The organism is Oceanobacillus sp. J11TS1 (genome assembly GCF_018333215.1).
In the GTDB taxonomy this organism is placed as follows: Bacteria; Bacillota; Bacilli; order Bacillales; family Amphibacillaceae; genus Oceanobacillus.
Map to the genome: position 1 here is coordinate 11,596 of NZ_BORO01000016.1, position 12,067 is coordinate 23,662.

Genomic DNA, 12,067 nt, shown 5'->3' on the forward strand with positions numbered 1-12,067 from the left:
AGTAGAGCAAATCCTACCTATAAATATATTTTATATGGGGGAATATTCATATGACAACAGGATCGATAACCTCATCCGAGCTTGCAACGCTTTGGGTTGTTTATCAAAAAAAGACGATGATGTTAAGAGTGATTGAAGCTTTTTTGTCAAATAATCAAGATCCGGAAGCTTTAGAAATATTACAATCCTTTTACGATGGGGAAACTATTTTTGTTAATGAAATAGTAGATATTTTCAAACAAGAGGGAGCTGCTATTCCAATAGGGTATACGGAAAATGATGTGAACCTTAGTGCGCCAAGGTTGTTTGATGATATTTATGAAATCATGTATTTACGCACTATGATGAAAGTCGCTGCAGGTCTTCATGCATTGCATATTTGTATGGCGTATCGGCAGGATATCATGGAAATGTATACAAGATTCTCTTCATTCGCAGAGCAGTATTGTGTAAAGGCCACCCAATTTTTATTAGAAAAAGGTGTGCTCTCAAAATCACCTGGTGTTACGATGCCGACTCAGGTTGAAATTGCAAAAGAGAAAGATTACCGGTCAGGGTTAAAAATGATGGGTAAAAGAAGGGTATTAAATACGGTTGAAGTGGCTTATCTTTATCAAACAATTGAATCAAATGTTGCTGGGATGAAATTAATGACAGGCTTTTCTCAAGTAGCTGCAGATAAAGAGGCTCGAAATTACTTTGTCAGAGGCAAAGAATTGTCCAAAAAAATTATTGAGAATTTCAGTGAAGTGTTGTTGGAAAGTGATATTAATGTTCCAACTACAGCGGCCGGAATCGTTTCAAATTCAACAGTATCTCCTTTTTCGGATAAGCTTATGATGTATAATACATCGATTTTGACTAGCTTTGGCTTAGGCAGTAATGCCCTGGGTACCTCCTTCAGCTTAAGGAAAGACTTGCCAGCTAAAATGCTAAATGCTAGTAAGGATATTCTAAACTTTGCAAATGATGGAGGGGACATCATGATTAAAAATGGATGGACAGAAGAACCCCCTCAAATGGAGGATAGAACTCAATTATCAAAAGGACATGAAAAATAAATAGATTAAGCAATATCAATTCTGTAGCCGTGCTTTCCGTTTCCGTGTGAAAATTTAACGGTTAGAGAATGGGGCACGACAAAATAACCAACACCACCAACACCAACACTTTAAAGCCAGATTGCTTAAAATAAAAACTGAAAACACGCTGAGCTAAGATGCTTTGCGTGTTTTCGTTATCGTTAATCAGACGGTTTTCCTAGGTGAACAAATCAGGAAGAAAATAATTTTTGCTAGCAAGCTGCTGTTAATAATGCAGGTCGCTAGAGAGGAACTTTGCTGTTGCGGAAACATTCTAGTCTACTCTGAAAACAAACTAATCGTCAACTATAAACACTGTCACACGTTCCAGGAGCTGGTTCATAATAACAATGTTGTTTAAATTGACCAGAAAAAGGCTGACCATACCATGTTGGAGGGCACGGAGCATATGGATTAAAATACCAAAGCGCATATTTTGCTGGGTGTTCTCTCCAACTCTCCAAAGTTCGCCTCGCTAATCTTTTCTCAGCATCTCTGGCTCTTTGATAAAATGCATTCCCTTTTTGAACAGCTTCGAATGAGTAATTTCCTCCTTGAACCTGAAAGATGACATCATCAATTGTTCTTACTTCCGTAAAATCACTACAATCTGCTACTGCACGGTTAACAATGACATTCCCTACGTATAGCATCCCTTGTTTTCCTTCGCCCTCAGCCTCTGCTCTCATCATTCTTGCCATTAAGGCGACGTCAGCCTCTCGGTAAGGTATTCTTGGCATTTTTTCACCTCCAAAATATCATATGAGGAAAAATTATATTCATTCCATTATTGGCTACGATTTTAGAATAAAGTTTGATATTTATTAGCCCAATTTTAAAAGCGGTCTAGTGGAACGTGTTTTCTCGTGACTCACGCATGAAGACGTTTATTAGATGATTCAAGTTCTGTTTTGGTTAGGGTAAATAAGGGTAAACATATGATATACCAATCGTATCATTCTCCTCTTTTTAAGAAGATGTTCAAACTATGTAAAGGAGCGGATTGAAATGACAGACAAAAATAAGCTTACTTTAAAGAAAAAAGAAATCGTTGCAAAAGATACAATGGCTTTTCATTGGGAAGCTCCCGAAGGATTCAATTTTAAAGCAGGTCAGTATACTCATATTAAACTAATTAATCCAAGCGAAACGGATGATGAAGGGAATCAGAGGGCTTTGTCACTTGTCTATGCGCCGAGTGAAAGGGAAATCGTTACAGCTACTCGGCTAAGAGACTCTGCTTTTAAGCGCGTTTTAAAAGATTTGCCGGAGGGGAGTGGAGTGGAATTTGACGGTGCGAATGGAAGCTTCACCCTTCATAAAACGGAATCAACGCCTGCTGTATTTGTAATCGGCGGCATTGGTATCACGCCTGTTCGCAGCATGATTGCTGAGGCAACAAACCAGAAAACGGATCATAACTTAACGCTGCTGTACTCAAATAAAACACCTGATGATGCACCATTTCTATCTGATTTTGAGGAGTTGGAAGAAAAAAATCCAAATTTCAAGTTTGTACCTGTTATGACGAGAGCTGATGCTGACGAATGGAGTGGAGAACGCGGTCATATTGATGCAGATCTCCTCAAACGCTATGTTTCAGATATAAATAAGCCAATTTATTATTTATCCGGTCCAGGAGATATGATTGAAGCAATGCAGGAAATGCTTGTTGAAGCGGGTGTGAATGAAGATAATATCCGCTCTGAGGAATTTCCTGGATACTAAAAGGATTAATCATTCACTTTTTATGAAGTAAAATGGATTGTTCTCCATTGTTTCTTTATGGGATGAAGTGGAAGCAATGAGATGAGAAAAACCCCCCTGGAAATTGACAAAATCTAATTTCAGGGGGGGAAAGTTTGAAAAGTTATGTATATACACGAGTATACGTAAGTCCCATTCATAGAACGTTAGAAGATGACAATGGAATATTGGCCGTGTCTTTCTAGTTTCCATAAAAAAAGACGCTTTGATTAAAACGTCTCTAAATACATGATATGAAAAAGTTACATAAACAAATTTAAAATATAATAAATAATCCCGCCAAGTGCGGCAGTTATCGGTAATGTGATCACCCAGGTAACAACCATCCGTTTTGCCACACCCCAGTTAACGCCCTTAGGCCGATGAGAGGCTCCGACTCCGAGGATACCGGAAGAGATAACATGCGTTGTACTTACAGGTAAATGAATAAGTGTTGCCCCAAAGATGACGGCGGCGCCAGTAAGATCTGCTGCAACGCCATTTACCGGACGAATTTTCATTATTTTACCGCCAACCGTTTTAATGATTCGCCATCCACCAACGGAAGTACCAAGTGCCATCGCTGTTGCGCAGGAAGCCTGTACCCAGAATGGAATATCCGTCGTTGTATGCATGCCTCCAACAATTAACGCCATCGTAATAATCCCCATCGATTTTTGCGCGTCATTTGTGCCATGGGCGAAGGATTGTACAGCTGCTGTTACTACTTGTACCAACCGGAAGCGTTTATTTGTTTTAGCTAAATTACTGTTTTTAAAAATAACTTTAATAATCCCGTATATGATAAATCCGACTATAAAAGCAATAACCGGGGAGAAGATCAACCCTTCAAGAATAGAGAGAAAACCTTTAAAATGAATTGCATTAAATCCCGCCGATACGATGACCGCACCAGTAATAGCGCCAATAATTGCATGAGAAGAGCTGCTAGGGATACCTGCATACCACGTAACTAAATTCCAAATAATCGCCGCAACTAACGCGGCTAAAATGACTGCCAGTCCATTATCTAATTCAAACGGATCCGTGATACCGCTCGTAATTGTTTGGGCAACGCCAGTAAAGGTCAATGCTCCGACGAAATTCATGACAGCAGCCAAGATGATTGCTCTTCTAGGCGTCAGGGCTTTGGTGGATACAGATGTGGCAATTGCGTTTGCTGTATCGTGAAACCCGTTTATAAAGTCAAAGAGGAGCGCACAAATTACAATTAATACAATTATTACAGTAAGAAATTCCATATTTTAACCACTCTTTTACGCATTTTTCATAATGATACTTTGTAGTGTACTTGCTACATTTTGACAATAGTCCGCTACTGCTTCCAAAATCCCGTAAATTTCTTTATATTGGATTACTTTAATTGCATCGTGTTCTTTTTGAAATAGATTCTTTAAAGATTCACGGTATAATTCGTCACAGTTACTTTCATATTCTTTAATTCGGATAGCATGCTCTTCCACATCTTTTAATTGATAATTTGCGATTAATTCCATCGACGTTAAAATTTCTTCTGAGCATTTTAGAATATAATTCGTAAACTGATCGATATAACCATCTGAAGACAATATATGATAAATTTCCATCATAGCGGAGAATTCTTCTATTCCATCCATAATGTCATCCAGATTATTTACAAGTTGGAGAATATCTTCCCGCTCAATAGGTGTGATAAAGGCCTGGTTTAAATCTTTAATAATTTCATGCACTTTATCATCCGCAACCGATTCATGCTTCTTAATGGTATTGGAAAATTCTTGAAGTGTCTCAGCATCTTTCACCTTATAATGAACAAAATAGTCTGCCGTTTCATGTAAATGCTTTGCGAAATCAACTAGATAAAGGGAAAACTTATCCGGTTTTTTCTTGAACATATTTTCTAACCTCCATTTAACAAAAGAAAACTCTGTATCCTTGATTATTATATATTCTTTGTTTACGATTTGCACGAAAAAATATATAATTTGTTAATTTTTGTCGATTTTATCACGAATGCCATTATACACGTTCATTCGGTATTTTGTCGCATTTAAATAAAAATATCCAGAAGTTAATATTAGACAAATCTAGAGAAATGGGGTTGGTTCTGATTCTTACCTAGTTTAAATCTTTCCCTTCAATCGTTGACATTATGACAACGTTCATATATATTGTCTAATAGATTATTATTGTGGTACTTCATATTTGTTAAGTGAAGTTGTTCGTAATTCTCGAATCGGAAGGTTATGCGGACTACCTTCATTAAAATATTTGCATGATGATTAATCACTAAAAGATTTATATAAATGAGAGGAGAATAAATATGTCTGCTGACCATTTTGGAAATCGCTTAAAAGAGTTATTACATACCCGTGCATTGTCGATTAGAAAATGCAGTGAGCAAACTGGGATTGATAAGGCGACTATTTCACGTATTATCAATGGAAAACGTAAGGCGAACATTCAACACTTAAAGAAATTTGCTGTTTGTCTGAATGTACCGTTGGCAGAACTGCTGCAAGCTGCTGGTCACCTAATCGATTCACCAGATTCGCATGATCGTTCAGAGATAGATTCATCTATGGAAGAGATTCAGCAAACACTAAAAGAATCGAACCTTTATCATGATAATTTCAGTATGGATGCGGTTCAACAGCAACTAACTCGTTTTGAACAAGAGGCCCAAACAGAAGAAGGAAAACAAATCATTCTCAGTCAATTTAGTAAAAAAATCGAGGAAGTAGGAAGTGTCGGACCATTTATTAAACAGTTAAAGGATTTTTACGCACAATTTGTACAATATAAGGGTACTCCCTTCACGCTTACTGTCATGGGAGCCGTACTATTGTACTTTATTACACCGGTAGATGTCATCCCAGACTATGTTTTCCCGATTGGATATATGGATGATGCGGTAGCAGTACAGATAGCTTTAAAATCACTTTCTAATTAAAAATAAATACAAGGAGCGTTACATATGAAAAGACGTGAAAGAAAATCAACAAAGCGTAAACGAATACGTCATCTTCTGTTATTCGTTTTGATATGCGTTATTGCAGCAGGAGTTTATGTAATAACACAATACTATCAAGGTTTATCAGAAGCAAAAGATGGACCGTTTAAAGACGACGGGACGACCTTTGTTCCTTTTGAGGGTTCTGAAGCCCGATTTGGTGAAATCAATGTTTTATTGATTGGCAGTGATACGCGTGGAGATGAGCGGGGTCTGTCAGATACAATTATGATTGCTCATTATAATCAGAACACCCAAGATATAAAACTTGCTTCCATTATGCGTGATACGTATGTAGAGATCCCTAGACACGGTATGCAAAAGATTAATGCTGCCTATGCATTTGATGGCCCGGAGCTACTTAGACAGACGTTGAAACATAATTTTGATATAAATCTAAATTACTATGCTGTGGTTGACTTCGAAGGCTTTGCAAAAATTACAGATATGATTGCTCCTGATGGTATTGAAGTGGATGTACCTCATCAAATGTCAGAAGGGATAGGAATGACACTCGAACCTGGTAAACAAGTGTTACATGGTGATGAACTGCTTGGCTATGTACGTTTTCGTAAAGATGAGGAGGGTGATTATGGAAGAGTGAAGCGGCAGCAGGAAGTAATCACAAAACTGAAAGACGAAGTGGTGAGTCTCCAAGGCTTTGTGAAATTACCAAAACTGTTAGGGATTGCTGATCCGTACATCGATACAAATGTAGATAATAAAACCATCCTTTCGATAGGTAAAGGATTAATTAGTGGCAGCGAGCATCCAATGGAGACATTAAGAATTCCAGTAGATAATTCATTTCAAAATACTCGTACAGATGTAGGGGCTGTATTGGATATTGATATTGAACAAAATAAACAGGCACTACAAGATTTTTTATCGGAAGACTCAAAGTAAAAATGTATTAGAAAAGCCTTAAATACTTGAATTTGTACAGTGCAACGTTTCATAAGATTATATTTGAGTGGAAAAAGCTTATTTATAGGGTTTATCAAATGTTTGGTAGACCTGGTAAATAGGCTTTTCATATAGAATGAAAGGATTTTTATAAGTTGTTATTTTAAAAATGATAACCCCGTTTGAATGTGGAGTACGAAATAGGCTTTCTGTGGTATTGTATGCGTTTTAAAATCTGCTTTCATATCAATCATTTTATACTCTTCCGTATTTATTCAATAATAAATTTTTGGATTTTTATAAAAAAGGTATTGCATTATTGTTAAAGGGTGGCTATACTGTTATATAACAAAGGCAAAATAAATATTTTGTTATATAAAAGGAGGGTGAACTGATGATGAAATATGAAGACCTTTCGTGTCCTGAATGTGGTAAGAAGGTTGATTCTGAAAGTATTATAATGGAATGTGATTATTGTTTGTCAAAAAGAGCAGAGTAATTCCTTTCATCTGTTGTTATAGTACAATACTATTATTCGGATTGTTATACAACACAAAAATAAGGGAGAGGCAAAAGTATGCTAATAAATCAAGCAAAGGTACAAATCACGCACGAAAAGGAATTTTCAGAGGTCCTGACACCTCGTGCGTTGGAGTTTCTGGGGAAATTGCACAGTAATTTTAATGAACAGCGAAAAAAGCTGTTAGCACATCGACAGCAGCTACAAAACGAAATAAATGAAGGAAGACAGCTGCGGTTTTTAGAGGAAACAAAGCATATCCGAGAAGGAAACTGGAAAATAGAACAATTGCCTAAAGATTTGCAGGATAGAAGAGTAGAAATAACAGGTCCGGTTGATCGGAAAATGATTATCAATGCATTGAATTCTGGGGCCAAAGGTTTTATGGCAGATTTTGAAGATGCCACTTCACCTACTTGGGAAAATGTAATAGATGGTCAAATTAATTTAAGGGATGCAATAAGAAGAACAATTGATTTTGAGGCAGAGAATGGCAAGAGATATTCCTTACAGGATGAAACAGCTGTATTAATTGTTCGTCCGAGGGGATGGCATTTAGAGGAAAAGCATATACAAGTTGGCGGTGAGCCGATGTCAGCCAGCTTGGTAGACTTTGGGCTGTACTTCTTTCATAATGCGAAGGAATTGTTGGCAAGAGGAACCGGACCTTATTTTTACTTGCCGAAAGTGGAAAATCATTTGGAAGCACGTCTTTGGAACGATATCTTTGTATTTTCACAAAATGAACTTGGGATTTCTCAAGGCACAATAAAGGCAACGGTACTAATTGAAACGATTACAGCAGCCTTTGAAATGGATGAAATATTATACGAAATCCGTGAACATGCAGCTGGGTTGAATTGTGGACGTTGGGATTATATTTTCAGTTATATTAAAAAGTTCCATCAATATTCAGAGCGAATATTACCTGACAGATCTACCTTAACGATGGAAGTACCATTTATGAGAAATTACTCTTTACTTGCAATCCAAACCTGTCATAAGCGTAATGCTCTAGCAATTGGCGGGATGGCAGCACAAATACCAGTAAGAAACGATCCTGCTGCAAATCAGATTGCGTTTGACAAAGTCAGGAAGGATAAAGAGCGCGAAGCAACAGATGGACACGATGGAACATGGGTTGCACATCCTGGAATGGTAGGGCTCGTTAAAGATATTTTTGATCATATCATGCCGACCCCAAATCAAATCAACCGGAAGCGCGAGGATGTAAAAGTCACTGCTGAAGATCTCCTGCAATTACCGGATGGGGAAATTACAGAAGAAGGGCTGCGAACGAATATTAATGTAGGAATTCAATATACAGCAGCGTGGTTATCAGGAAGAGGAGCTGTCCCAATCAATAATTTGATGGAAGATGCAGCAACAGCGGAAATATCCAGAGCCCAAGTGTGGCAATGGGTGCGCTACCCCAAAGGGATACTTTCTGACGGAAGGAACGTATCCTTGGAGTTAGTGGAGCAATTACTAAAGGAAGAATTACAGACAATTGAGGGTCATGTTGGCAGTGATGCCTTTATAAGTGGGAACTTTAAGCTTGCAGCTGAGATATTTGAGGCGTTAATCAAACAAGATACTTTTGCCGAGTTCTTAACGATACCAGCTTACGAAGAATTGATAAAGGGAGGACGTAATTAAATGACAAACGAACGTGTGGGAAAATTAGAGGAGCAATGGAAAAACGATCGTCGCTGGGTGGGAGTTGAGCGGCCATATACTGCAGAAGAGGTAATTCGTCTAAGGGGATCAATTGATCTTGACTATACGTTAGCGATGCGCGGATCGAAGAAATTATGGGATTTAATCCATCAGGAAGATTATGTAAACGCTTTAGGAGCTTTAACTGGAAACCAGGCTGTACAACAGGTCAAAGCAGGTTTGAAAGCAATTTATTTAAGTGGTTGGCAGGTTGCTGCTGATGCCAATATGGCAGGACAGATGTATCCAGACCAAAGTCTTTATCCAGCAAATAGCGTTCCAAATGTGGTAAAGCGAATTAATCAAGCATTACAGCGTGCAGATCAAATTCATTATTCAGAAGGGAATATGGATATAGATTGGTTTGCTCCCATTGTAGCTGATGCAGAAGCTGGATTTGGCGGTCAGCTAAATGTGTTTGAATTAATGAAAGCAATGATTGAAGCAGGTGCAGCTGGAGTGCATTTTGAGGATCAGTTATCTTCAGAGAAAAAATGTGGCCATCTAGGTGGGAAAGTTTTATTGCCTACGCAAACGGCTGTAAATAATTTAATTGCAGCTCGTTTTGCAGCAGATGTGATGGGGACACCAACTGTCATTATTGCACGGACAGACGCGAATGCTGCTGATATGATTACAAGTGATATTGACCCATATGATGCAGAATTTATTACTGGGGAACGCACATCGGAAGGTTTTTACAGAACCAGGGCAGGACTGCATCAAGCAATTGCACGTGGGTTAGCCTATGCTCCGTACGCTGATATGGTTTGGTGTGAAACAGCAGAGCCTAATCTGGAAGAAGCACAGCAATTTGCTGATGCAATTCATAAGAGATATCCAAATAAATTATTAGCGTATAATTGTTCGCCATCCTTTAATTGGAAACGAAAGCTCTCAGATGAGGAGATCGCTAGCTTCCAGAAAAAACTCGGGAAAATGGGCTACAAATTTCAATTTGTTACATTAGCAGGTTTCCATGCTTTGAATCATAGCATGTTTGAGCTTGCAAGAAGATACAAGGATGAAGGGATGGCAGCATACTCTGAATTGCAGCAGAATGAATTTGCAAGTGAGCAATATGGTTACAGTGCAACACGTCATCAGCGTGAAGTTGGTACTGGTTATTTTGATGAGGTGGCACAGGTTATCTCCGGCGGTTCTACATCCACGGCAGCTTTGAAAGAATCGACTGAGGCGGAGCAGTTTACAAATTGATTGAAATGTAAAGCTGAATGGAAGACTTCAAAAAATGCTTGTCCTATTATCATTAGGGCAAGCATTTTTGATAGAGAAACATATCATCATAGCCTAAGCCTGGGATGACTTTACCAAAGTTACAAACAAATTTATCTATGTATGATATTTACCATTTCTTGAATCGCTGTTCTTGCTTCTGGAATAGGGTAAAGCGGAAAAATATGGTTCATTTCTGGATATTCATAGTAATTTATTGTCACACCGTGTGCCTTCATTTTATCCCTAAACTTTCTTGCATCAGGCAAAAGTACTTCGTGTGTTCCGATGAATAGAGAAATTTCTCCCAATCCATTTAATCGTCCGTTGATCGGGCTGAGTAAATAGTAGTTTGGATCGGTATCTCCTGCGTATGCTTTCCCCATTTGAATCAAACCGTAAATTCCTAACATGGGATCTTTACGCTCTAATTCATAGGCTTTAGGATTTTTCATGGTAATATCGAGCCAAGGTGAGATTAAAATGATGTGCCGGGGTTGCGGTAATCCTTTTTCTTGAAGCAATTGAGCTAAAGCTAATGCAAAACCTCCCCCAGCAGAGTCCCCCATGAGTATAATATTTTTCGCATCTGTAGTTTGTAGAATCTCTTCATAGATTGGAAGTACTTTATCAAAGGATTCTTGATACTGGTGATTTGGTGCTTTTGGATAAATTGGTACAAATATTGTAGCGTTTGTATTCTTTTCTATTTCCCCAATAAATTTCCAATGAAAGTCCGATGGCTGGTTTACATAACCTCCTCCATGCAAGTAAAGAATTTTTTTATCAGGTGACTTGTTTTTCTGGTTAAAAATATAACAATCCATTCCATCAAAAATTCGTTTTTCAATGGCATAGATTTTTTGGATATATTCAGGTAAGTTATATGGCTTTTCAACTCGTTTTTTTTCCATAAATTTAGCAAGACGTCTTTCATCGATAAATTTCTCTTTACTCCCCAGTCTAGCAAGAAAACGTTCAACTATTTTACTTTGCATACTTCGCATTTTGTGAAGCCCTTCTTTCTAAGAATTATATAGCCTTTCTATTCCATGTCCTTTTTTCGGTTGTTTAACTAGCTCTTAGTCATAAATGTATGTATAGAAATCCGTTAGATTGATAAATTTAGTTTACCCTTAACTGTATATGGAAGTAAATCTTTTGTATTTAAGTTGTATGAAACTTCCTTGGTTGGAATAATTATTCTTCATTGATTATGTAATATTTCGCACTCATTATTACTGTTTCTTCCTTCGCCGCGCCGCCAATCACTAACTTTCTATTTCATCACCGTAGCAGGTCACTTCAGTTCGGAATATGTGTCATAGAACAATGCTGGATGCGGATTTTGTCGAATTAGAAGTATATTTTTAATTAGTTTGGTTAGATTACGTAGTAGAATTATTGATCTACATAGAATGAAAAAAGGGCTGATGAAATTGAGGAATGCTATTTTTACAATAGGTTTTACGCTTCTTCTGTACTTCTCAATTGGATTGCATCAAGCATGGGCAGAAATTATGGAGCAAGACACCACGACGGGGGAAACAGAACACAACTGGATAGAATCAAGTGTCAATTATGAAACGATCTACGTTGACACGCATGAATATACCTATTGGAAAAATTTCCTCAGGGAAAAGCGCTCCTGTGATATTTTCCATAAAATAAAAACTGTCGTGTATTATTGTGATATCCATGGCCATACAAAATCAGAGTCGCATCTAGTGGAAGTAATTCATAGTGAGAAACATAAATAGAGAGAGGGACTGGGTTAATATGAAAAGGTTAGCCCGGTTCTTTTTTTCTGCACTTTTCCCTGATTCTAGAAAAGTTGAAATGATT

Annotated in this window: 10 protein-coding genes; 6 read left to right on the plus strand and 4 right to left on the minus strand. The window is 37.7% G+C overall.

The window, feature by feature from the left end; genetic code table 11:
• Positions 1-50: 50 nt before the first annotated feature.
• Positions 51-1,061: a DUF3231 family protein gene (locus KI343_RS12885; protein WP_244856911.1), complete on the plus strand. Its 1,011-nt coding sequence runs from the start codon at positions 51-53 to the stop codon at positions 1,059-1,061.
• Between the two features lie 323 nt (positions 1,062-1,384).
• Here KI343_RS12885 and KI343_RS12890 read toward each other — a convergent pair whose 3' ends face one another.
• Complete coding sequence (locus tag KI343_RS12890; protein WP_212926832.1) at positions 1,385-1,822, minus strand: cell wall hydrolase; 438 nt, start codon at positions 1,820-1,822, stop codon at positions 1,385-1,387.
• Positions 1,823-2,090: 268 nt separating this feature from the next.
• Between KI343_RS12890 and KI343_RS12895 the strand changes: the two genes are divergently transcribed.
• Positions 2,091-2,810, plus strand: coding sequence for an FAD-dependent oxidoreductase (locus KI343_RS12895; RefSeq protein ID WP_212926833.1), 720 nt, complete (start codon positions 2,091-2,093; stop codon positions 2,808-2,810).
• A gap of 281 nt (positions 2,811-3,091) precedes the next feature.
• Here the strand turns inward: KI343_RS12895 and KI343_RS12900 are convergent, their stop codons facing one another.
• Positions 3,092-4,090: an inorganic phosphate transporter gene (locus KI343_RS12900; RefSeq protein ID WP_212926834.1), complete on the minus strand. Its 999-nt coding sequence runs from the start codon at positions 4,088-4,090 to the stop codon at positions 3,092-3,094.
• Between the two features lie 15 nt (positions 4,091-4,105).
• On the minus strand, positions 4,106-4,723 hold the full coding sequence (locus KI343_RS12905; protein WP_212926835.1) for a DUF47 domain-containing protein: 618 nt from the start codon (positions 4,721-4,723) through the stop codon (positions 4,106-4,108).
• 428 nt (positions 4,724-5,151) lie between these two features.
• Here KI343_RS12905 and KI343_RS12910 point away from each other — a divergent pair, with 428 nt between their 5' ends.
• The 4 genes from KI343_RS12910 (at position 5,152) to aceA (ending at position 10,204) form a co-directional block, all read left to right on the plus strand.
• Entirely contained in the window at positions 5,152-5,781 is a 630-nt protein-coding gene (locus KI343_RS12910; RefSeq protein ID WP_212926836.1) for a DUF1232 domain-containing protein, read from the plus strand.
• Between the two features lie 24 nt (positions 5,782-5,805).
• The gene (locus tag KI343_RS12915; protein WP_212926837.1) at positions 5,806-6,747 is read left to right on the plus strand and encodes an LCP family protein; all 942 of its coding nucleotides are present in this window, start codon (positions 5,806-5,808) and stop codon (positions 6,745-6,747) included.
• A 577-nt stretch (positions 6,748-7,324) separates the two neighbouring features.
• Positions 7,325-8,926, plus strand: coding sequence for a malate synthase A (gene aceB, locus KI343_RS12920; RefSeq protein ID WP_212926838.1), 1,602 nt, complete (start codon positions 7,325-7,327; stop codon positions 8,924-8,926).
• Complete coding sequence (gene aceA / locus KI343_RS12925) at positions 8,927-10,204, plus strand: isocitrate lyase (RefSeq protein ID WP_212926839.1); 1,278 nt, start codon at positions 8,927-8,929, stop codon at positions 10,202-10,204.
• Between the two features lie 131 nt (positions 10,205-10,335).
• Here aceA and KI343_RS12930 read toward each other — a convergent pair whose 3' ends face one another.
• Positions 10,336-11,229, minus strand: coding sequence for an alpha/beta hydrolase (locus KI343_RS12930; protein WP_212926840.1), 894 nt, complete (start codon positions 11,227-11,229; stop codon positions 10,336-10,338).
• Positions 11,230-12,067 lie beyond the last annotated feature (838 nt).

Coding starts and splice junctions, on each gene's coding strand:
- KI343_RS12885 (WP_244856911.1), top strand. CDS start 51: ATGACAACAGGATCGATAACCTCATCCGAGCTTGCAACGCTTTGGGTT.
- KI343_RS12890 (WP_212926832.1), bottom strand. CDS start 1,822: ATGCCAAGAATACCTTACCGAGAGGCTGACGTCGCCTTAATGGCAAGA.
- KI343_RS12895 (WP_212926833.1), top strand. CDS start 2,091: ATGACAGACAAAAATAAGCTTACTTTAAAGAAAAAAGAAATCGTTGCA.
- KI343_RS12900 (WP_212926834.1), bottom strand. CDS start 4,090: ATGGAATTTCTTACTGTAATAATTGTATTAATTGTAATTTGTGCGCTC.
- KI343_RS12905 (WP_212926835.1), bottom strand. CDS start 4,723: ATGTTCAAGAAAAAACCGGATAAGTTTTCCCTTTATCTAGTTGATTTC.
- KI343_RS12910 (WP_212926836.1), top strand. CDS start 5,152: ATGTCTGCTGACCATTTTGGAAATCGCTTAAAAGAGTTATTACATACC.
- KI343_RS12915 (WP_212926837.1), top strand. CDS start 5,806: ATGAAAAGACGTGAAAGAAAATCAACAAAGCGTAAACGAATACGTCAT.
- aceB (WP_212926838.1), top strand. CDS start 7,325: ATGCTAATAAATCAAGCAAAGGTACAAATCACGCACGAAAAGGAATTT.
- aceA (WP_212926839.1), top strand. CDS start 8,927: ATGACAAACGAACGTGTGGGAAAATTAGAGGAGCAATGGAAAAACGAT.
- KI343_RS12930 (WP_212926840.1), bottom strand. CDS start 11,229: ATGCGAAGTATGCAAAGTAAAATAGTTGAACGTTTTCTTGCTAGACTG.